Annotated in this window: 21 protein-coding genes and 1 pseudogene; 11 read left to right on the top strand and 11 right to left on the bottom strand. The window is 33.0% G+C overall.

The features are described 5' to 3' along the window. Positions 1 to 269: 269 nt before the first annotated feature. The 3 genes from R6X41_RS19805 (at position 270) to R6X41_RS15400 (ending at position 1,905) form a co-directional block, all read left to right on the top strand. Positions 270 to 491, top strand: coding sequence for a GDCCVxC domain-containing (seleno)protein (locus R6X41_RS19805; protein WP_412176274.1), 222 nt, complete (start codon positions 270 to 272; stop codon positions 489 to 491). Positions 492 to 1,072: 581 nt separating this feature from the next. Then, complete coding sequence (locus R6X41_RS15395; protein ID WP_318501240.1) at positions 1,073 to 1,669, top strand: methyltransferase domain-containing protein; 597 nt, start codon at positions 1,073 to 1,075, stop codon at positions 1,667 to 1,669. After that, a complete protein-coding gene (locus R6X41_RS15400) occupies positions 1,651 to 1,905 on the top strand; it encodes a hypothetical protein (RefSeq protein WP_318501241.1) in 255 nt (84 codons plus the stop codon). Before R6X41_RS15395 ends, R6X41_RS15400 begins: the two co-directional genes overlap by 19 nt. A gap of 464 nt (positions 1,906 to 2,369) precedes the next feature. On the opposite strand, the gene R6X41_RS15405 is transcribed toward R6X41_RS15400, so the two are convergent. Then, positions 2,370 to 2,753 (bottom strand): DUF983 domain-containing protein, encoded by a 384-nt coding sequence (locus tag R6X41_RS15405; RefSeq protein ID WP_318501242.1) that lies wholly within the window; start codon positions 2,751 to 2,753, stop codon positions 2,370 to 2,372. Positions 2,754 to 2,907: 154 nt separating this feature from the next. Between R6X41_RS15405 and R6X41_RS15410 the strand changes: the two genes are divergently transcribed. After that, on the top strand, positions 2,908 to 3,426 hold the full coding sequence (locus tag R6X41_RS15410; protein WP_318501295.1) for a Crp/Fnr family transcriptional regulator: 519 nt from the start codon (positions 2,908 to 2,910) through the stop codon (positions 3,424 to 3,426). A gap of 137 nt (positions 3,427 to 3,563) precedes the next feature. On the opposite strand, the gene R6X41_RS15415 is transcribed toward R6X41_RS15410, so the two are convergent. Then, positions 3,564 to 4,445: an NAD(P)-dependent oxidoreductase gene (locus tag R6X41_RS15415; protein WP_318501243.1), complete on the bottom strand. Its 882-nt coding sequence runs from the start codon at positions 4,443 to 4,445 to the stop codon at positions 3,564 to 3,566. A 468-nt stretch (positions 4,446 to 4,913) separates the two neighbouring features. Further along, positions 4,914 to 6,239, bottom strand: a complete 1,326-nt coding sequence (locus R6X41_RS15420; RefSeq protein ID WP_318501296.1) for a M24 family metallopeptidase — start codon at positions 6,237 to 6,239, stop codon at positions 4,914 to 4,916. A gap of 436 nt (positions 6,240 to 6,675) precedes the next feature. Between R6X41_RS15420 and R6X41_RS15425 the strand changes: the two genes are divergently transcribed. The 7 genes from R6X41_RS15425 (at position 6,676) to R6X41_RS15455 (ending at position 16,486) form a co-directional block, all read left to right on the top strand. Beyond that, positions 6,676 to 8,073, top strand: coding sequence for an alpha/beta hydrolase family protein (locus R6X41_RS15425; protein ID WP_318501244.1), 1,398 nt, complete (start codon positions 6,676 to 6,678; stop codon positions 8,071 to 8,073). Between the two features lie 260 nt (positions 8,074 to 8,333). Continuing rightward, on the top strand, positions 8,334 to 9,134 hold the full coding sequence (locus tag R6X41_RS15430; RefSeq protein WP_318501245.1) for a hypothetical protein: 801 nt from the start codon (positions 8,334 to 8,336) through the stop codon (positions 9,132 to 9,134). A 207-nt stretch (positions 9,135 to 9,341) separates the two neighbouring features. Then, positions 9,342 to 11,315, top strand: coding sequence for a YgiQ family radical SAM protein (locus tag R6X41_RS15435; RefSeq protein WP_318501246.1), 1,974 nt, complete (start codon positions 9,342 to 9,344; stop codon positions 11,313 to 11,315). A gap of 15 nt (positions 11,316 to 11,330) precedes the next feature. Beyond that, complete coding sequence (locus R6X41_RS15440; protein ID WP_318501247.1) at positions 11,331 to 11,999, top strand: RluA family pseudouridine synthase; 669 nt, start codon at positions 11,331 to 11,333, stop codon at positions 11,997 to 11,999. Positions 12,000 to 12,800: 801 nt separating this feature from the next. Then, on the top strand, positions 12,801 to 13,181 hold the full coding sequence (locus R6X41_RS15445; protein WP_318501248.1) for a PKD domain-containing protein: 381 nt from the start codon (positions 12,801 to 12,803) through the stop codon (positions 13,179 to 13,181). Positions 13,182 to 14,036: 855 nt separating this feature from the next. Beyond that, positions 14,037 to 14,876 carry a hypothetical protein gene (locus R6X41_RS15450; RefSeq protein WP_318501249.1) on the top strand — a complete coding sequence of 280 codons (840 nt, stop codon included), beginning with the start codon at positions 14,037 to 14,039 and terminating at the stop codon, positions 14,874 to 14,876. An 881-nt stretch (positions 14,877 to 15,757) separates the two neighbouring features. Further along, positions 15,758 to 16,486, top strand: coding sequence for a peptidase associated/transthyretin-like domain-containing protein (locus R6X41_RS15455; RefSeq protein WP_318501250.1), 729 nt, complete (start codon positions 15,758 to 15,760; stop codon positions 16,484 to 16,486). Positions 16,487 to 16,535: 49 nt separating this feature from the next. On the opposite strand, the pseudogene R6X41_RS19845 reads toward R6X41_RS15455, so the two are convergent. The 8 genes and pseudogenes from R6X41_RS19845 to R6X41_RS15495 all read right to left on the bottom strand — a co-directional run. Beyond that, a pseudogene (locus R6X41_RS19845) lies at positions 16,536 to 16,832 on the bottom strand (transposase); the annotation flags it as partial. A gap of 145 nt (positions 16,833 to 16,977) precedes the next feature. After that, on the bottom strand, positions 16,978 to 17,451 hold the full coding sequence (locus tag R6X41_RS15465) for a DUF3592 domain-containing protein (protein ID WP_318501251.1): 474 nt from the start codon (positions 17,449 to 17,451) through the stop codon (positions 16,978 to 16,980). Positions 17,452 to 17,489: 38 nt separating this feature from the next. Further along, entirely contained in the window at positions 17,490 to 18,467 is a 978-nt protein-coding gene (locus R6X41_RS15470) for a hypothetical protein (protein ID WP_318501252.1), read from the bottom strand. A gap of 11 nt (positions 18,468 to 18,478) precedes the next feature. Further along, positions 18,479 to 19,018 (bottom strand): hypothetical protein, encoded by a 540-nt coding sequence (locus R6X41_RS15475; RefSeq protein WP_318501253.1) that lies wholly within the window; start codon positions 19,016 to 19,018, stop codon positions 18,479 to 18,481. 94 nt (positions 19,019 to 19,112) lie between these two features. Continuing rightward, positions 19,113 to 19,670, bottom strand: a complete 558-nt coding sequence (locus R6X41_RS15480) for a hypothetical protein (protein ID WP_318501254.1) — start codon at positions 19,668 to 19,670, stop codon at positions 19,113 to 19,115. Between the two features lie 65 nt (positions 19,671 to 19,735). Next, a complete protein-coding gene (locus tag R6X41_RS15485; protein ID WP_318501255.1) occupies positions 19,736 to 20,473 on the bottom strand; it encodes a hypothetical protein in 738 nt (245 codons plus the stop codon). Between the two features lie 72 nt (positions 20,474 to 20,545). Then, positions 20,546 to 20,890, bottom strand: a complete 345-nt coding sequence (locus R6X41_RS15490) for a DUF4870 domain-containing protein (protein ID WP_318501256.1) — start codon at positions 20,888 to 20,890, stop codon at positions 20,546 to 20,548. Between the two features lie 14 nt (positions 20,891 to 20,904). Then, the gene (locus R6X41_RS15495) at positions 20,905 to 21,459 is read right to left on the bottom strand and encodes a hypothetical protein (protein ID WP_318501257.1); all 555 of its coding nucleotides are present in this window, start codon (positions 21,457 to 21,459) and stop codon (positions 20,905 to 20,907) included. Positions 21,460 to 21,461: the final 2 nt, after the last annotated feature.

The raw sequence follows: 21,461 nt of genomic DNA on the forward strand, positions 1-21,461 counted from the left end.
CTCAATCGAGATATACTATGGCCATTGGATCTTTGTTCATTCATAAGGCTAAGGTAAAGTTTTTAGAAGCTAAAGCGAAATGCACTAAAGTACATAGTTTGAACTACCTTTGAGACCAATCAAATTACATCAAGACTTTCATCAACCTGTTTTGTTTTTGTGTAAACTACCTTTGTAAACTACAAATAAACTATTGTAACCATCTTTTGTAAACTACGAAATCGTTTCTAGAGTATTACAATATTCACAAAAATGTAACAGTATATAAAATGTTAAAAATCATAACGGAAGCTATTATAAACTGTCCTAATTGCGGTTCTAAGTACCAACTGAAAATGCCAAAAACAGGTAAGCATATTAATAGTAAGTGTGTGTGTTGTCATACTCTTTTTGGGATACAAAATATTAAGGATTGTTGTGTTTACTGCATTTATAGCGATGTAAAATGTCCGAAAGCACAAATACAATTAAAGAAAAATATATGTAAATAATATCAGAACACTTATATAAAAACAATTAATGGTGATACATTTATTTATCTAGAAGCGATATAATGGCTCCTGTTTTGCTAACTTGTAAGAGATATGTTTTGACACTAAATTTAAAAGCAATGTCTAGTCAAGAATTAGTGAATTCAGGCTATTAGACAAAAGTAAGAAGACAACATAACAAATAGCCTAGAGACAAGCTTTAAAAGCGTATACCTTTTCAATGAAATTTAAAACTATTTCAAAAATAAATACACTATAATGCAGGTCTTTAAAAACATCATTTATGGTTACAAAAAAAAGGACTCTACGATTTTAGTCAAATGTAGATTGTCACAATCGATTTAATTGAACTAACCTTTAATGAAAGCTTACTAAAATTTGGATCTGTTTGGGGTACTAGAACTAATAATACGTTTCGCTAAATTGCACCATTCGATTGTAAAAATATAAAGCAAAATAATGACCTACAAAAGCAAATAACATACATTAAACTACGCCTTCTAACTACTGTTTGCAATTTTAACAGCCAAAATAGATACGGTTTCCTTATTGACTTTCCAAGATTATATACAGTTGACAAAATGATATTTAAAAACCTAGAATTAAAAATAGACATCGAAGATAAACTTTTTAATACGCTATATCCTTTAGCTATTAAAAAGCTTTCAGAATGTCATTGGACACCTGTAGAAATCGCCAAATTGGCTGCCGATTATTTGGTAGACAAACCCAATTGCAAAGTTTTAGATATTGGTTCTGGAGTAGGCAAATTTTGTTTGATAGGTGCCGCTTCAACAAAAGGTCATTTTTATGGTGTTGAACAGCGAGAGGGCTTGGTAAAAATATCCCAAAAAATAGCAAAAAAACATAAGATAAAAAATGTAGAATTTATTCATTCTAATATTACTGAAATTTCATTTTCCAATTATAATGCCTTTTATTTTTATAATTCTTTTTATGAAAATGTAGGACACTATCTCGCAATAGACACGACTATCCCTCTTGACGAGACATTATATATTGCCTATTCTAAATACGTAGAAAATGAATTAAAAAAAACACCAATAGGAACACGTCTCGTGACATATTGGAGCGAATGGTTAGAAATTCCTGAAGGCTTTGATTTAGAATATACAGACTATGATGGTAAACTCAATTTTTGGGAAAAGAAATATTAATAGCTATGAATAAACATATAAGCCTCATTCAGGAAAGTAAAGAAATGCTATTACAACAAGGAGTCGAAAAATTAAAAATCATTGGCTTTGCTAATGTCAACCTCGATAATATTATGACGGACGATATTTACCAATTATACTTTTTGAGTTTTCTAAAAAACAGCTCAAGTCCTCAAAACAAAAATGAACTTCTAGCTATAAAAGAACTAAAAGCACTCATTAATAAACTATTTTAAATTTGAAAAAACGAACCACCTAATATAAAATATTTACACTATATCTATGTATATAATTGATAAGACACAAACGCATCTAGCACCTTTAGGAGATCATGCACATTATGCCCATGGATATCATGCTTATCATAGACCTGAAGGAGAAATCAGCTATTGTTAAACTATCTGTGCCATATTCTTGAACGATATAAATAACAATAAACGCGGCTGTTGGCCCTTCTATCTAAACCCGACTTCTTCCAAATGCATAAATAATAATAATAATAATAGCTGTTAAAATTACTTTTTCAGGAGAGACACCTGTTGCAATAGCTAGTGGCAAGACAATAATCCTCACGATTGACCCGAAGTGTATATCTTTAGTTACGATTTCTTTAGAGATCCATTTTATTAAAAGAGAAAATAATTTTGGTGTAAATTCTTTATGTATTATTTTCTGATTATATATTGATTTTAACCCATTATTAAGTTTTCCACCTTGTTGAATAATCAATAGTTATATTCAATAAAATAGCTCTTGCGATACGCATTAACGGAATCTGTAGCAGAAGACTTATGAGTATAATAAAGGGATACATAATTTTAAAAAAACCATGAATACTTTCTAAGGAATACCCCAGTATAATTAATGGCACAAAAATAACAAGCACTATAGGATAACTAATCCATAAAGCCGCCGTATAAAAACCTGGTTCCTGTTTAAAATCTTGCTGACAATGTTGGCATTTATCAGGCATTTCCAAGATTCTTGAAAACACTAGTAATCCAGGATTATTAAATAAATTTCCAATTTGGCAACGTGGGCATTTTAGGTTTAAAATGCTGTATAATTTTGTTCCTTTTTTCATTTACTATCTTATAATTCGATATTAACATGTTTTGATTGTTGGATATACTTAGATTCAATAGACTGACGTTCCATGTACGCGCTCATTAAGTTAAACTGAATACAAACATACGACTAACGACATCTTAAACATAACATGTGTTATATTACAGTACATTAAGCGTGGATTTTCAGGTACAGAACAAATATTTTACATCTATACGCCTGGCGATGTTTTAGGATATCATGCCTTATTTGGAGAAGAGCGATATCAAAATTCTTGTGAAGCTTTGGAAGCTCTCGAAGTGAATTTTATAGCTAAAGATGTTTTTTTAAAATTACTACAAGACATCCCTACACTACAACACACTTTTATAAAAAACATAGGTTACGAGTTTGGAGTTCTTGCGAATATCATCGCTGTACTTGCCCAAAAAAATCTAAATGCACGATTGGCTATCAATTTACTTATTCTCGAAAATCGGTTTAAAAAACAGGAAGAAGGAAATGGAATAGATTTAACACGAGAAGATTTGGCTAACATTATTGGTACTTCACCAGAAAGCTTGGGAAGAAGTCTAAAACAATTTAAAGATGAAGGTAGTTTTGAAGAGGATAAGAGAGTTATTAATATAAAAAACAAAGCTCTATTACTTCAATTATTAAATATAGAATTAGATATTTTAAAGGCATAAATCTATAAAAAATCGCGCTCTTTAGAATTTCATTAATATTGAGTATACTTAAAATGAAACACTCTTAATATATAGTGCATAAGTGCTATATATTAAGAGTGTTTATAATAGTCTACTCCGCTAAAAAAAGCAAAGTTTTATTTCTTCAATGTAACGAAATAATCAAAAATTTCTGGAACATTACCACTTCCCATATCTGCATTTACTGCTGCTTGAAGGTTACCTGAAGTAGCTTCTGCTATATTTGAAGTTGTACCAAGATCATTCATCATTTGTACAAAATAACCTAAATCTTTATTTGCATTAGCAATAGAGAAACCTAAATCACTTACGTTGTCTACAGCGTAGTTTTTACAGAATTTCATGAATGGTGAATTTGACGGTCCAGCGGACATGATATCAAACAGTTGTTGTCCGTCTACGCCAGCAAGTTTCGCTGCTGCGAAAGCTTGAGACATAGCGACTACAGTAGTCATTCCCATAAAATTATTAATCAGCTTAGTTGTATGTCCAGCACCAAGAGGTCCCATAAAGAATACGTTTTCACCTTGTTCGTCTAAAACTGGTTTAACTTTTTCAAAAGTTTCTTTATTCCCGGCTGCCATAATGTTAAGCAATCCGTCTTTGGCATGAGCTGGTGTGCGTCCAAGTGGAGCATCAATCATACCTGCTCCTTTTTCAGCAAGATCTTTACCAATTTTAATGGTAGATGCAGGAATCGACGTTCCGAAATCTATTAAAACAGCACCTTCTTTAATACCTGCTAAAATACCTTCTTCACCGTAAACGATCTTTTCAACTACAGCAGAAGTGGTTAAACAGAACATAATGATATCGCTCTTTTCAGCTAATTCTTTTGGTGATTTAGCTTCAGTAGCATTACCGCGAGCGATAACTTTTGCTACCTCGTCTTTGTTAAGATCCATTACTGTTAGCTCGAAACCTCTCTTTTGAAGATTTTCAACCATGTTACCTCCCATAAGGCCGAGTCCGATAAATCCGATAGTGGGTTTTTTCATATTTAAAGTATAATTGTTGGTACAAAGATATGCATCTATTAACATTTACAAAATTTTTTAACAGAACTATCCCAAACTAAAAGTGATTAAATTAATATAAAAAGACTAAAAAAACCTCCACTTTGGACTATGCAAAAAGCGAACCAATCACAACTATAACACTGAAAAACAAATCATTAACCTAATTTGTGTCATTTTAAAAGTTGGCAACTTAAACCCTATAGGTCTCATAATGCAACTGTTGGCAACAAAATGTCAAGCGGAATAAAAAAGCAAAATTCACAACATTTAAACAGAAAAGCCTCACTTTTAGCAAAAAAATGAAACACTCCTCTTGGATGATATCGTGTTAAAAAAGCATCTAAAAACAAAATAGCTTATTTATATATCTAAAAGAATTGTGTGCAGACAGTCCTAACTATTCAATCAAGCATAGAATATATCTGCTCTACTCCTATGTTATTGAAATCACTTTACCACTTTAATAGCTTTCTGTCTTCCATTAACAAATCTAAAACCATGAGGTCCCAAATAGCCTGCTTCTTCTAACATAATACGGATGTCTTTATTCCATTCTGGAATGTTTACCGTGGTATTGAGTTCTATAGCATAAACGGTATTTTCATGAAGCGGATAATCCCCTTTTACAGGTACGCCATCTTGCGAATCCCACATACCTAAAGTTGTTCCCGAGCTATGCCCATAATTCCCTAAAGGATGTGTATAAATGGCCGGGCGCATACCCTCTGCTTTTCCTTCCGCTAGAGACATTGCCAAAACCTCATTACCCGTTCTTCCTACTTTAAAATTGTTTGTAAAAATATCTTGTATGCGGTTTCCTTTTGCGAAAGCATCTTTTAAAAAGGAAGGCACTTCGGTTTCTCCCGCCTTTAACACATAGGCATGGCGCTGGCAATCGGTATTTAATGTAATGTAGGTGATTCCAAAATCACAATGTAATAAATCGCCCGGAAGAATAACTTTTGCTTGCTCTCCTTTAGAAAAAGAATCAACCTGGCTATTTAATGCTTCACTATTGCGTTGCACATCAATAGTAGGATGAAACCATGTTTCTAAACCAAGATCTGTAACTTTTTGACGCATCCACCAAACCACATCATCTGTTGTCGTAACGCCTGCTGTGATTACAGCTGTACTGAAAGCTTCATCTATAATAGCACTTGTAATATTTACAAGTTGGTTATACAACTCCATTTCTTTAGGGGTTCTGGTTTCTATCCAACCAATGGCTAACGGTTCTGCAGATACGATACGGGTTTTGTATTTAGCAGGAAGTACGTCCATAAGTTCGGTGTAATCGGTTTTCACTAATCCATCTACAATTCCAAAATGTTCAGAAACATTGATGCCAATGGTTTTAGGATCACGCTCCTCGATCAATTCTACCAAACGCGCCCATTGGCTTTCTTGTTCTTCTTTATCCCATGCCGAGGTTATATTCTCTCCCACATCGTAGCGCGAAACAGCCAATCGTTCGGTAGTATTTGTTTCTTTATTTCGGTAAAACACTAAAATGGTGCGGCGTCTTGCATTTAACCAAGTTGCTGGCAACATGGTTTTCATAACAGGGTCTTCATTATATTCTCTAGCAATAACTAACCACATATCAATAGTGTTGTCATCCATTAGTTTAGGTAGCACATGTTCAAAACGATCTTTTAAAATGGCATCTCGCATTTCTGCACGATCTCTTTCAGGCAGAATCTGTGCTTGGATTGTTGTTGTTTTAATGAGACAAACGAGACAAAAGCCTATTAAAAGGAAGGAACGCATTTTCATATTTTATTTTTTTTACTAAAGATATTAAAAATCATATATAATGCAGCGTTACAAAGACAGTGTCTTACAAAACCATGTCTGAGTAATGTCTAGCAAAAGGCGAATAAAAACCTACTTTGAAAGCACTAACAGACTTATTTTCTGTGTATTATTCAGTCAAAATCAGTACTAACGAGTAACACAACAAAAGCGCAACAAAAAATGCAATTAATTTATACAACCAAATGAGATTACATTTATCTTTAGGTTTCAAAGTGGCAAATAGAATATTTCTATTATCAGCAAAAAAAAATCATATTTAATCTTTAGTACTATTTCAGGGCTAGCCAAAACGTATGGTCTTTTTAATTATTTACTATTTTCAGAACTAAACGATAGTAATATTGTAAACAAACATTACGAATAAAATAGACCATTAGACAAACAACATATGAAACATACTTTTATATTACTTATTGCGATATTCACTTCTTTATTATTAACTGCACAAGATATTACGGGACAATGGAATGGTGTTTTACAAGTACAAGGCACACAATTAAGGTTGGTTTTTAATGTAACTAAAACTGACGTTGGATATAGTTCTACAATGGACAGCCCAGATCAAGGTGCAAAAGATATTCCTGTAACGCATACTACTTTTAATAATTCCAACATAACATTTGAAATTACTAATGCACAAATTAAATATGAAGGCACATTAAATGAAGATGAATTTGTAGGAACGTTTAAACAAGGCGGACAAGAATTCCCTATGAATTTATCAAGACAAGTTATAGAAAAAGACATTGTAAAACGCCCTCAAGAACCAACAAAACCTTATCCGTATTATTCGGAAGATGTCACTTTTAAAAATTTAGAAGCAAATATTTCATTAGCAGGAACATTAACCTTACCTAAAAAAGAAGGTGTTTTTCCAGTCGTTATTTTAATTACAGGAAGCGGACCACAGAACAGAGACGAGGAATTATTAGGACACAAACCCTTTTTAGTAATTTCGGATTATTTAACAAAAAACGGAATTGCAGTTTTAAGATATGACGATAGAGGCGTTGGACAATCTTCCGGAGATTTTAAATCTGCAACTTCAGCCGACTTTGCGACAGATGTAGAAAGTGCTATTGCATATTTAAAAACAAGAAAAGACATTAACAAAACCAAAATTGGTTTGATTGGTCATAGCGAAGGGGGCTTAATTGCACCTATGGTGGCTTCAAAGTCTAAAGATGTTAGTTTTATAGTGTTATTAGCAGGGACAGGAATTCAAGGAGACCAATTGTTGCTACTTCAACAAGAACGTATTGCAAGAGTAAATGGTGCTTCCGAAGCCGACATAAAGAAAGCAATTGAAGCCAATGCTAAATTATTTGAAACGGTTGTTACCTCAACAAATAATGAAGCACTACAAATAAAACTAACAAACCAATTGAATGCTTTACTTGAAACTGATGCTGATGCTAAAATTCTAAATGGAATGCAGAAAGATGAATTTGTATCCATGCAAGTCGATGAAATTTCTAGTCCTTGGATGGTGTACTTTATAAAATTTAATCCTGCGCTAACTTTAGAAAACGTAAAGTGTCCTGTTTTAGCTGTGAATGGCGAAAAGGATTTACAAGTGCCACCACAAGAAAATCTAACAGCCATACAAAACGCACTAACAAAAGGTGGAAATACTAACGTAACAACAAAAGCATTCGAAAATTTAAACCATTTATTTCAGGAAAGCAATACAGGTTCTCCTGCAGAATACGCAACTATAGAGGAGACATTTTCTCCTAAAGTGCTCGTATACATTACAGATTGGATTAAACTACAAACAGAATAAAAACAGGTGTAGAAGATGACAAAAAAATTATATCGACGTCTCTTATAATACCTTACTTTTGTCCGCCCTTATCACGAAACAAATCAGTCTCGTTTAATGGTTTCATACGCAGCTGTTCAATTACGTTTTACCGTAGTTGAAATGCTATACTCTTTATCTATAGCTTAGCCGTGTAGCGCACCGGATTAAATTATTCTTTTGTTTTGTAACGATAAGAACAGCGATCCCGTCACTAAAATTAAAAGATTAACCTGTATTAAATGATTGAATTACTATTCTTAATTAAATTAATTGTTGCCATTGCTTTTGTGATTGGCTTATCACTTCTGGCTGAAAATGTGAGTCCGAAGGTTGCAGGAGTTTTATCAGGGTATCCAACAGGTTCTGCGATAACACTATTTTTCTTCGGATTAGAAGTTAGTCCAGAATTTGCTGCAGAAAGCGCCGTTTATAATATGATTGGCTTAACGGCATCTTTAACCTTTGTGTATGTGTACTACATCGCATCCATGTACTTTACTAAATACAATATTCTATTATCGTCTTTAAGTGCCATTTTAGGGTATTTTATAATCGTTTGGATATTACATCTTTTTAAAATCAATAGGTATATAGCCATATTTATACCCATTTCGTTTTCGTTTCTGTACATCTATCTCTTCAGACACATTAAGAACATTAACATCTTAACGAAAGCAAAACTTAGTCCTAAAATTATATGTATTAGAGCTTTTTTCGCCGCCTTAATTATTCTATTAATTACTACTGCCCCTAAATATGTGGGACCAACTTGGGCTGGACTTTTTTCGGCCTTTCCAACCACGCTATTTCCGTTAATGCTAATTATTCACTTTACTTATTCAAAAGAACATGTGCATACCGTGATTAAAAATGTTCCTATAGGTATGTTTTCATTAATTATTTATTCATTAGTCATATCTATTGTATATCCTATTTATGGTATATATCTCGGTACAATTATTTCATTTGCAGCAGCTACATTATATTTAATCGTGTATCAAAAAATAAAAAACACGTTACAAAACCGCAAGAAAGCATAAAAAGTATACGGTATAATTTCTTATTATCATACGCCATCACATCAGTAAAAATAGAAATTATTTAAGGTCGCAAACACGCAACCGAAGCACTATTACTCAAACACTTAGTACTATTTAAGGCATCAAACCTAATATTCTTGAACAAGTTCTATCTGTTAACATATAGTATTAAGTAGTAAAAGAATTTAATTGTACCTTTGCCCACATATGCATAAAAATAAACTCACAGATTGGTTACCAACGACTAACAAAGAAGTTAAACTTCGCGGTTGGGAAGAATTGGATGTTATTCTATTTAGCGGAGACGCTTACGTAGATCATCCCTCTTTCGGACCTGCAGTTATTGGTCGTATTTTAGAAAGTTACGGACTAAAGGTCGCGATTGTTCCGCAACCCAGCGTTAACGATAATTTACAAGATTTCACAAAACTAGGTACCCCAAAATTATTCTTTGGAGTGACTGGTGGTTGTATGGATCCGATGGTGAGTAATTATACGGCTAGTAAAAAAAGTCGTGATAATGATGCTTATACCCCTAATGGAGACAAAGGGTTTAGACCCGATTATGCCACCTCGGTATATTCAACTATTTTAAAAGATAAATTTCCTAATGTCCCTGTTTTAATTGGTGGTATCGAAGCTTCTTTGCGTCGTGTTACCCATTACGATTATTGGAGCGATAAACTTATGCCTACCATTTTAGAAACCTCAAAGGCAGATATGTTGGTGTATGGTATGGGCGAACAACCGCTACGAGAAATTGTAGAGTTGTTACAAAAAGGAGTTCCTTTTTCTAGTCTTAGAACCATTAAGCAAACCGCTTTTTTACTGAATGAAGACGAACCGCTTCCGAAGAATAAAAACTGGGAAGATGTCGAAATTCAATCGCATACCGTATGTTTAAGCGATAAAAAGAAATTTGCATCGAACTTTAAAATCATCGAACAAGAATCGAATAAGCTACACGCAAACCGTATTCTGCAAGATGTAAACAATAAGAAACTGGTGATTAATCCACCGTTTCCAACCATGTTAGAGGAAGAAATTGATGCGTCTTTCGATTTACCTTACACCCGATTACCGCATCCAAAATATGACAAACGTGGACCAATACCTGCGTTCGAAATGATTAAATTTTCCATCAACATTCACCGTGGATGTTTTGGAGGCTGTAGTTTTTGTACCATTTCGGCACATCAAGGGAAATTTATTGCCAGCCGTAGTCAGGAGTCGGTATTAAGAGAAGTCGATAAAGTGGCAAATATGCCTGACTTTAAAGGCTATTTATCAGATATTGGTGGCCCGTCTGCGAATATGTATAAAATGAAAGGTAAAGTACAATCTATTTGCGACAAATGCGTGGCACCGTCTTGTATTTCGCCTGTAATTTGTAGTAATTTAGATACGTCTCACAAGCCATTAACCGAATTATATCGCGCTGTAGACAAGCATCCTAAAATAAAGAAATCGTTTATTGGTAGTGGTATCCGTCATGATATGTTGGTCCCTGAGTTTAACAAAAACGCAGACCCAAAAGAATTAGACGATTACACCGAAGAAGTGATGACCAAGCATATTTCTGGACGTTTAAAAGTCGCTCCAGAACATACGTCGGATCCGGTTTTAAAGTTGATGCGTAAACCGTCTTTTAAATATTTTCATAAGTTTAAAGAACGTTTCGATAAAATCAATATTAAGAAGGACTTAAAGTTGCAATTGATTCCGTATTTTATTTCAAATCATCCTGCTTGCGAAGTTGAGGATATGGCTAATCTAGCCGCCGAAACTAAAGACATGGGCTTTCAGTTAGAGCAAGTACAAGGGTTTACGCCTACACCAATGACGGTGGCCACGGTTATTTATTATAGTGGTTATCATCCCTATACGTTAAAACCAACAAAAACACCGAAGTCGAAAAAAGAGAAAGACGAACAACACCGGTTCTTCTTTTGGTATAAACCGGAAAATAAAGATTGGATTAAAAAGACCTTAAACAAGGTGGGTAGAACCGATTTATTAGATGTGTTATTACCAGAGAAAAAGGAAAACAAAGGTTGGAAAAAGGTAAATCTTAAACCGGTTAAAAACACTTTCGACGATGCTATTCCTGTAACTACTGAAGATACGTCTTATGGATCGCGCCGAAAAAAGAAAAATACATCTAAAAAAAGAAGACGTTAAAAACGGGTACGCGTCATGACCAAACTTGAACTTGTCGATGAAAACAACGATTATATTGTTGTGAATAAAACCGCTGGGCTTATTACAGAAAAAAGTCCATTCGAGACAAATACAGTCGAAAATCAGGTTTATAATCACATTCTAAAAACGAAGAAAACACCCTATGTAGGCGTTGTACACAGACTCGATCGTGTAACCAGTGGGGTGTTGCTTTTTGCTAAGAAAAAAAGCATACTCGTTCAATTTAATACCCTTTTTAGTGGCCGTAATATTCAGAAAACCTATTTGGCTATCGTAGCGAACAAACCGCCAAAACCAAAAGGGCATTTGGTGAATTTTCTGGTAAAAAACACCCAAGACAAACGTGCCGATATCGTAGCATCGAAATCTAAAAACACCTTAGATTGTAGTTTATCATATCGCGTTATAGACCAAAACGACTTCGGATATCTACTAGAAGTCAAACCAAAAACAGGCCGATTTCATCAAATTAGAGCACAATTATCGCATATTGAACTGCCTATTATAGGAGACGAAAAATATGGCTCAGATCAAAAGTACTTACCGCTATCGGTATGTCTTCATGCCTGGAAATTAACCTATACCATCCCCGGAACGCAAGATATCCAAACCTTTGAAGCGCCATTACCTAAGAACAAATTTTGGAAATTTAAGTCCTTATAAATCTCTTTTATAAGACATCACACCCCACAATACAGCTACCAATACCCTTTAAAATACCAATGTATTATTATGCTGTTGTATCTTTTCTAAATACAGCGGGAGTAACTGCTATACACAAGCTTTTTCATACCATACCTAAAGACTCATTTAAACTGTTTTTTTGTAGCAAATGGTCACCCCTATTTTAGATAAAACAAGATTAAAAAATCTGAGCTAAAACACTGTGGTTTCCCTTGCTTTAGCCCTACACCCTTAATATCCTCATAATGCGCATCTTGTAAGAAATAAACATTACAACCTCCTACGCTAAGTTTTAAAACGGATATCGTGCAAGCTGTTGTAACCTTTCCAGACTTGTTTTAATGGCTACCAACAAAACCTAACCGCTCCTGAACACTTTGTACACAACATGCACATCTGCAACCGATTTTATTCCAACCTTGTTCGGGACTAGCTCAAGTTTATATTATTAATTAGTGTTGTCCGATAAAAAAGAAGTAAATACAACATTAAACCTTTTCAAATAGCCTTAGCCTTTGTAAATCTCACATTTTCAATCCTATTAATGTTATGGAATTTCTGTAAAACTCAGAGAAATAATCGGTTATGGACAGAGCAGAACATGAAAAATAATCCTATAATTGGTAATATGTTTTTAAAAAAGAGAAAAAAAAATCTTAACAATCTTAAATTCAGCTTATTGAGCACGAATAAAATATAATAACACTTAAAGAACAGGTTTAAAACAAATTAACAGTAGTTTCGCAACCTAAATTTTATTAATTATTAAAAAACCCACCTATGAAAAAAATTACCCTACTTTTATGTTTATGCGTTATATCTTTTACGTCTTGTAAAAATGATGACGATGTTGTTGCTAGTGTAATTGATTGCGCTTTTGAATGGGACGCCTTGTTCGATTTAACAGAAACAGTTCCTGACGCTACTACTCCACTTGTCGTAGAATTTACTGTATCATACATTGGAACCGGAAATACACTTGATCATACCGTAACTTGGGATTTTGGAGATGGTAACACAGAGACTACTGGAACAACTGCAACTCATACATATGCAGCTGCAGGAACTTATGAAGTTAAAGCTCATGTTAAAGTAACTGAAACAGGAAAGGATGGTTATTGTGAAAAGACATTAACTAAGACTATTACAGTAACTGAATAATCACCACAGATTATTTATCAATCTTAATAAATTAAACAGTTACAGGACTACTCTTGTAACTGTTTTTTAGTTTACATCCCTTCATCTTGGATTTAGCCGTTTTCTTACTACCCCAGCCATTCATGTCATACTTTAGCCAAACACCTTCCAGATTTTTGTAGTCGAGAACGCATCACCCCGAATTGATTGTCCCTATTAGCACCAACCTAAGTTTTACCCACTACAACGGCTTGTCCCTCAGCAACCACATTAAGTTATGCCGTATCCACTACGTTATACCTTGTCTATTTTTATACCATGTATGGGTTACCCTACTAAATTTAGCACATTAACTTCTAGAATCTGTATAGATAGGAACACGCCACTATAACGAAGTATGTATGCCTGCTAAGGCTAACCAAGAACATCCTGTTAAGCAATTTGCTTTTTTGGTAGCTAGCCAAATATGTAGCCTCAGTTGTGTTTTGCGAAAATATTTATAGTATAGCCGTTTTAGCAAGTTTTGGGCAATACAGATTCGTATGTTGGATAAAAACCGAAAGGATGTGTGAGATCCCTTAATAAGCCTATTTACACCCCCTAACACAAAGGATTCCTACAGCATTCGGATTAAAGAGTATCGAATTACAGTAATATATATGTAAATACTAAAAAGCAAAAAAATATAGGCTAACAGCACTAAAGAAAACCACTCCTATTAAAACAAAATCCCATTACACCTATCTTTAGATTTTTAAACACCACATTTAGCATATATATTATCCGTTAAAGTTTAATTTTAACCTTTAGCCCTATTTAAGGACGAGACCGCTATAGAACGATAAATGAATACTAAAAATAACATACAGAACTAAAATGAATAAAATAAAGCAGTTAACCTTAATGTTACTAGTGGCCGTCTCTTTAAATAGCTGCTCTAACCAAAAAGCAGACAATGATTGGACTAGAGATAATTTAAACGGTAGCGTTCAATCCTTTAAAGCGTTTTCATCTATAATTGAAAAAGGAAAAGAAAAAAAGGAAAATTCAATGGAATTAGATCAACAGACAACATATGATACTAAAGGAAATAAAGTTGAGTGGGACCTGTATAAATCTAATGGGAGTATAGAAAGTAAAGAGACTTATAAACACAATGATAAAGGACAAAAGATTGAACAGAGCAGTTACAATTCAGACGGTAGTGTAGAGACTAAGCTGACTTATAAATATGATGATAACGGACATAAATCTGAAGTGAACAGTTACAAATCTGATGGTAGTTTAGTTAGTAAAGAAACGTATAAATACGGTACTAAGGGACATGAAATTGAGGGAATCGGTTACAATTCAGACGGCAGTGTAGACAGTAAAGACGCCTATAAATATGACGATAAAGGAAATCGGATGGCGTGGAGTCAGTTCGATTCAGACGGTAGTTTAGTGTATAAGTGGACGTATAAATATAATGATAACGGAAACAAAACAGAGATGAATCTGTACAGTTCTAAGGGCAATTTACAAAACAAGAAAACGTATACATATAATGATCATGGAAATATAATGGAAATGAGCAGTTATAAACCAGACGGTAGTTTAGAGACCCAGTGGACGCATATCTATGATTATGATAAAAATGGTAATTGGACTAAAGAAATAGTCTCCGAAAGTGATATTCCAACGTTTATATTTGAACGTGAATACAAATACTATTAATACTATTTATGCCCTCTAATTGTGTACATATCGCGTCTTGCTCTTCCTTTTAATTAGGTCCTGTTGCTTAGTGGGACAGATGTAACACAAAGCACCTTAAAATTGCTGGAGCATATACAACCTAACATTTAAAACCACTAGAATAAAAGATAGAGCCAAAAAACGCAAGCACAGCTGGAATGCGTAAAACACCACTTAAACATTAGCAATGTAGCGCCTACACCAACGTACTGTAGTAAAAATAAGTAAAGCATATTCCCGAATACAGTAAAGTACTGTGATAAGATTTCGTATAGACAAGTTCTAATTTCGTTATGGAAAAAATCTATTTTAACACGGCTTTTTTACACAACTATTATAAATAACAACACACACAAAAGCAGCACTATTATACTAGAGCAGAATGCTTTAAAAGATTATATTTATGTTTAAATAATGTACCTGCTACATTTAAGGCAAACATAGAAATTAGAATATGTGCGAACTACATTTTACAAATGGAAAAATAATTGGCACTAGTTTTCAACTTATGCATAAGACTGAATTCCTAAAAACGTGAGAACTTCTAATAGAATATTACTCTAAAAATAAGATCCATTTTTTAAAATTGATTAAGTATTTAGGAATTGAGAAATACGAAGAAATACAAGAATTTAAAAAAACACTACTACAAACAAAGTACTGTGGTAAAAAACAAGTAAAAACCTCTTAATTCCTCACTAGAGTACTTCGGTAAGAAGGGTCGTAAATTAATCATGATCTAGCTATTAACATGAGCTTAAACTACATAAATAGTGTTATTACCCTAGAATAGGCGCCTCTAAAAGATTATATTTGTGTGTATTACGCGTTGCACACAATTTTTACAAGATATCCAGTAAATGAAGAATTTATTTTATGTAATTATTCTAATTTCACCCCATTCCTATAGTCAACAGATTTCGGGATATGTATACGATCTGGATGGTAGAGTGCCTAATTTTCCTATACTAAATACTACCCAAAATATATATTCCGATTCAAATTCCGACGGATATTTTGAAATACAGGCAGACGTTGGTGATTCTATTGTGCTTAAATCCATAGCTTATAGGACATATATTTTTGAAGTGAAAACAAGCCAAATTGAGAATGATATTGTAATTGAATTGGCGCCTGATAACTTGGACGAAGTTATGGTTTATGGCTACAAAACAAATAGCGAAACGTTGAGTAAGAACTTAAATAAAAGTATCAAAAATGATATTATTAAGAACCCTACACTTTATGAACCATCTAAAGGAAATATTGGATACTTAGTTGATGGGCTAATTGGTTCATTTAAAAAAAATGAAAAACCTGACAAACAGCCTTTAGAAGAAAAAACGTTGAGTATTAAAGATTTTATTTCTCTGTTTAAAACAGATAAAATTTTGAATGAAACCTTTTTAGTAGAAGAACTAAAATTACCAGAAAAATATCAAAACCTGTTTTTCGATTATTTAAGTTCCAAGAGTTTGAGTTACAAGTATCTTGAAAAAGAAAGAAAACTTGAATTGATAGATTTGATTTATAAATATAACACAGAATACAAATCAAAAATTAATTTCTTTGAAAACGAAGGCATGTAAAAAAAACTGTGTATAACAAAGTACTGTGGTAAAAAACAAGTAAAACCTCTTAATTTTTCACTAGAGTACTTCTGTAAGAATCTTCATAAATCAATCCCGATTTAGCTATAGCAAAAGCATGTTTTAAGAGCGTATTGCACACAGCTATTAATGCTAACTTTTTACTCTTTCCTTTGGTTACTATACGCTCATAAATATCTCGGCAAGCTTTGTTGTATTTACATGCATTAAAGCTACACGTGAATAAAAGATTACGTAGTTTCTTATTTCCTATTTCAATAATTCGGCTGGGTCTATTTTCACTCTTTCTAATTACGGGTGTCAATCATGCATAAGAACGTAATTCACCTACGCGACTAAAACAATCAAACCATCGGTTGAAACCTAATAGCATAACAACTGTTATCTTCGCAGCAGAACTATCGAGGTATGTCGCGAGAATGACAATTTTATTAAAAATCCCAAAGCAGAACCTCGAAGAATTTTATAGATTAAACAATTTGTATATAAGGATCAAGAATCTGCAAGAATAGATCTTGGTATAACACAGCCAAACAACCAAAAACAAAAAGTATTCCTAAAAAAATAATAGATTGTAGAAGTCCATCTTTTCTACCTGGTTCTAAAACGGATTGTTTTGGGTTTTGGGGATTGTAAAACACATTTATAATTTGATTTAAAGCATATTTTTTCTCAAATTCACTGGCACTTTCGCTAACAGGTGCGTTTGTATTTGTAAAACAAATTTTGTTACTTTTATAGGTATCTCTATTTACCGTGTATTCATATAACACACTATATTTTTTACCAAAACCAGACATCTCTTTTATAGTACCACTAATTTTAGGCCAATGTTTTGAAGCATTAGCTAAATAGAAATTCCGAACAGACTTAATTAAAAAAGGAGTTAAAACCAATACAACTATAAGCCCGGAAACTTGAATTTGTGTTAAGTTTGAAAACATAATCGTTATGGTTTTTCATTTAATATTTTATTTAAACATCAATATTGAGGTGACTTTCTAAAATAATAAGTAGCATCTATAGGTATGGAAGATATACTAGTATGTTCATGCTTTTTATACCTTGACCGATCTTCTTCGGGTGCACTTGGAAATTCATATGTACCAATCACTTCAGTTTTCACCAAATTCCATCCAGGGTTAAAATTAAGATTATAGACCACCTGTGTTTCAACTACTAATGGATTCCCTGTATTACTTAAATCGCCTATCCAGTTTTCATTTGCTTTTATAGCACACGCTTCATCTACAAATACCCATGATAATATATACCCTTCATCTCCAAAATATAAATCTCCAGAGGTTAATAGATTTAAGGTAACTTTTTCAGAATTTCCGATTGTTAAAAGGCCTATTTGCTTTTCATTTTGATATACCAATACATAAGAATTGAGTTTAAAGCCTGAATCTTCATTTGTTAATTGATAAGAATCTGGATTATGAATATCAAAGAAGGTATTGCTGTTTTTAAAGTTATTTAAGGGTTTTAAAATAGGAATCTCATTTATAGGATTCAATTCAATAGTACCATCTGCTTTAATATTACCAACTTTAACATACTCTACTTTATCTTTTCTTGGGTCGTAGTAATAATTAAAAACAAGATCGGCTGCTCCATTATTCCATCCTTTAAGTTTTGAATTAGCATCACTTACTAATGTGTTTTTCCAATATTTATCTTCCTTTTTTATGGTTTCTGACGTTGGGTTAGTATCAGAGTTTTTATCAGATTCCACTCTTTGCTCCTGTTGTTTGGCTTGCTGTAACATCTCTTCAAGTGTTATGCATTGCATAATGCTGTCTTGCATTTTCATAGCTTTGTCTATTATTTTTTGTTGCTCGGGAGTTTGGGCAAAAGTAGAACTCCCAATAATTAGCAACAGAATTGATAAATTTTGTGTTATTGTTTTTATTAATTCTCGCCGATTTGTTCCGGCTGTTTCTTTAGAGTTTTTCATGATTACATTTGCTAGTTCATGTCTTTATATCCTTTTAGAGCATTTATATCAAATGCTTGCCAAAGCGCATCTGTATCCATCATTTTACCTTCAAGTATTACATAAAAGCGATCATCATAAAGAAACCTAATATCAGATTCATAATCTGCCCCAACTGCTTCATCGCGATCAGTACAAAAAGTTAATATACCGTTACGTTCTTTTTTTGAATAGCGAATGGTATTGTTAAGCTCTGAAGTTATCTTGTTGAGATGCAACATTTTTAATGGTAGTATTGCGCCCATAACATTTTTACCAGCAGCATCTAAAATTTCTATTCTTACTTTACCTTCTCCAAAACTTCCAACCACTGTTTCATCAGAAGTAATTCTAGGATTATTGTTTCCATTATCTGAGGCATCCAAATTGAAAACGCCCATGTTTTTCGGGAATACTTTCATTAATTGCTCTTCAGGTAGAGGTGTTTCTGTTCCTAATTCCTTTAATAGAAGATCGTATTTCTCGTTTATATCTTCATTATTACCACGTACTTCTTCCAATATACTTTCCATAGCTTTGGATTGGTTAGCGTCTTTACAGGAAACAAAAAACAGGACTACTAGTGTGAGTTTTAATATATTTTTCATGTTTATATTATTTAATAGTTTAGTTAATGCGCTCCTCAATAATTGTTTTTGCCAAGGCTATGGTTTTTTCTTTATCGATATTATCATCGTTATAAACATCTATTTGCAGCGTAAAAGATATGCCGTTATAGTATACTTCTAAATGGCACTTTATGGGGTTCCAATAGGCCGTCTCACCAACGCCATTTACTTTTATTAATTCTGGATGTTTTTCAAGATCTATAAAATCTAAAAAAGAGTCCATATCTGCTTCACCATCCACCCATTTTATTTGTACGAGATCGATACGTGGAAAGGTCGAACCTTCGATTACTATTTTTCTATCATGATCCCAATAGTATCTAAGTATTTCAGCCATCATCCCTTTCATTGTATGTGTTTTAGAAGCCTTTGAAGCTTCGAAACCAGAAATTTCAGATGCCATTTCTAAGGTCAATAAATCGTTGTAATCACCACTAAATACAAAACTTTCTTGATTTGAATTTTCATTTTCTCTTACAGAATCAGTAGTTTGTCCATGACCTTTACAAGAAAAAAGTAAAAACATGTATATTAAAATAGATCCTAATTTTTTCATGATTTAATATTTTTTTGTGTTGAACTGTTTATATAAAATAACAGCCATAAATCTCCATTTTAATTCTATAGAAGAAGCCATAGTGCATCGATTGGAACTTCATCTATTGTAGTAATTTCAGTTTTTGAAGGTGATATTTTGCCTTCTTGAGATATAAAGGTTTCGGTAATGGCATATTTAATTATATTCCATCCTTTCTTTATTTCTAGATTATAAACTGTAGTATCTACATAATTTTCATCTGCGTTACCGGTGTAAGTGGGCATATCACAGGTTCCTTTTACTGATGCATTATCCTCTGCATAAAACCATCTTAAATAATAACCTTTTGCGATATTTCCTTGACCGTAATTAAATAGCCAAGTTGAAAGTTCTGTGTTGTTGGTGCAGTATATATATCCATAAGACGTAGATTCGTCATCGTTTAGGGCTTCTAAATCAGGTAGACCAGTAAAAATAATTGAAGCATTTTCATAAATAATACCTTCATCTCCACAACCAAATACAGACTCAACGGTATTAAACTTCATTTTCCATCCTTCGGGTGCTGTTTCTTTAGCTTTAAGTGCCGCGTCTTTCAAATTAGATAAATAATCATCGTCAAGTGGTATAATCATTTCACCATTAGATGAGATGCTACCCATGTTTATTTTTGCTTTCGATATATAATCATTAAAGATTAATGGAACTTCTCCATTAGACCAATTTTCTATGTTGCCTTGTATGGCATTTTGCGCCATACATCCTAGACTCATAAAAGCGCTCATAAAAAGCACTACGATACTGTTTTTTAGTGTTTTCATTTGTATAGTTTCTTATAATTAATTAATCCGTTATTTTATTAATTAGCATCGTGCAATCTTTAAATAGATTTATTATAAATTTTTAAACCATTCTAAATACTTATTTCCTAAAAATGGTACTGGTTTTTCTAATGTGTTAATGGCATTTACTAATCCCATAATCCACATATAGAGTAGCACAAAAACACCAATAACGTTAATAATCCATCCAAGAATGGGAATCATTCCGATGAGTCCTAATACCAATCCAGTTAAGGCTAAACCTAATGATTGCTTAATGTGATATTTTGCAAAATCATTTTTCTTATCGTTATTCATTACAAAGGCAATAATTAATCCTATAATGGTGATATAGGCTATAATCGCTATATTTTTCCCTTCATTTATGGTTACTGTTTTGTTTTCTGAGGTTTCCATTATTTTTAATTTTGTTAGTTATTTAATTTTTTTAAATCTTCTTTTTTAAAGTATGTCCACAAAACATCTACATCTGCCGTTCCATTTAATACGATTCTGAATCGATTATTATAAATAAATCCAATGTTGTTACGTTTAATATTTGGTTGTAAAAAAGCAATGGTTTTATAGCCATCTCGTTCTTTATAAACATATTCTGTTCCTAGCGGACCTTGGGGCTTTAATTTGTATGAATCTTCAAAATTTCTAATATTAGCAGACCCTTTTCTATTGCAGTCTTCTAGACTATAAGTCATGCTATGTTTATAATCGTTATCCTTAATATACATTGCACTGGCAACGGCACTAGACATGAGTACAGAAACATTAACAAGTTTATAATCCCCAATTTCTTTTGGGAAAAAATTATTGAACTGAGCTTCTGTTAAAATGGTATTAGACTGGGGTTTAGTAGTTGCTTCCTTACTCTGTTTTTCTACTATAGCATTCAAATTATCGGTTCCTTCTTTATTGGATTGACAAGACATCATTAATAAAGAAAATGCTAGTATTCTATAAACTGTTTTCATTT

Source organism: Formosa sejongensis (assembly GCF_033447105.1).
Classification (GTDB): Bacteria; Bacteroidota; Bacteroidia; order Flavobacteriales; family Flavobacteriaceae; genus Formosa.

Bases quoted from the DNA above. Each gene is read 5' to 3' on its own strand.
- R6X41_RS19805 (WP_412176274.1), top strand. From the start codon at position 270: ATGTTAAAAATCATAACGGAAGCTATTATAAACTGTCCTAATTGCGGT.
- R6X41_RS15395 (WP_318501240.1), top strand. From the start codon at position 1,073: ATGATATTTAAAAACCTAGAATTAAAAATAGACATCGAAGATAAACTT.
- R6X41_RS15405 (WP_318501242.1), bottom strand. From the start codon at position 2,753: ATGAAAAAAGGAACAAAATTATACAGCATTTTAAACCTAAAATGCCCA.
- R6X41_RS15415 (WP_318501243.1), bottom strand. From the start codon at position 4,445: ATGAAAAAACCCACTATCGGATTTATCGGACTCGGCCTTATGGGAGGT.
- R6X41_RS15420 (WP_318501296.1), bottom strand. From the start codon at position 6,239: ATGCGTTCCTTCCTTTTAATAGGCTTTTGTCTCGTTTGTCTCATTAAA.
- R6X41_RS15425 (WP_318501244.1), top strand. From the start codon at position 6,676: ATGAAACATACTTTTATATTACTTATTGCGATATTCACTTCTTTATTA.
- R6X41_RS15430 (WP_318501245.1), top strand. From the start codon at position 8,334: ATGATTGAATTACTATTCTTAATTAAATTAATTGTTGCCATTGCTTTT.
- R6X41_RS15435 (WP_318501246.1), top strand. From the start codon at position 9,342: ATGCATAAAAATAAACTCACAGATTGGTTACCAACGACTAACAAAGAA.
- R6X41_RS15440 (WP_318501247.1), top strand. From the start codon at position 11,331: ATGACCAAACTTGAACTTGTCGATGAAAACAACGATTATATTGTTGTG.
- R6X41_RS15445 (WP_318501248.1), top strand. From the start codon at position 12,801: ATGAAAAAAATTACCCTACTTTTATGTTTATGCGTTATATCTTTTACG.
- R6X41_RS15450 (WP_318501249.1), top strand. From the start codon at position 14,037: ATGAATAAAATAAAGCAGTTAACCTTAATGTTACTAGTGGCCGTCTCT.
- R6X41_RS15455 (WP_318501250.1), top strand. From the start codon at position 15,758: ATGAAGAATTTATTTTATGTAATTATTCTAATTTCACCCCATTCCTAT.
- R6X41_RS15465 (WP_318501251.1), bottom strand. From the start codon at position 17,451: ATGTTTTCAAACTTAACACAAATTCAAGTTTCCGGGCTTATAGTTGTA.
- R6X41_RS15470 (WP_318501252.1), bottom strand. From the start codon at position 18,467: ATGAAAAACTCTAAAGAAACAGCCGGAACAAATCGGCGAGAATTAATA.
- R6X41_RS15475 (WP_318501253.1), bottom strand. From the start codon at position 19,018: ATGGAAAGTATATTGGAAGAAGTACGTGGTAATAATGAAGATATAAAC.
- R6X41_RS15480 (WP_318501254.1), bottom strand. From the start codon at position 19,670: ATGAAAAAATTAGGATCTATTTTAATATACATGTTTTTACTTTTTTCT.
- R6X41_RS15485 (WP_318501255.1), bottom strand. From the start codon at position 20,473: ATGAAAACACTAAAAAACAGTATCGTAGTGCTTTTTATGAGCGCTTTT.
- R6X41_RS15490 (WP_318501256.1), bottom strand. From the start codon at position 20,890: ATGGAAACCTCAGAAAACAAAACAGTAACCATAAATGAAGGGAAAAAT.
- R6X41_RS15495 (WP_318501257.1), bottom strand. From the start codon at position 21,459: ATGAAAACAGTTTATAGAATACTAGCATTTTCTTTATTAATGATGTCT.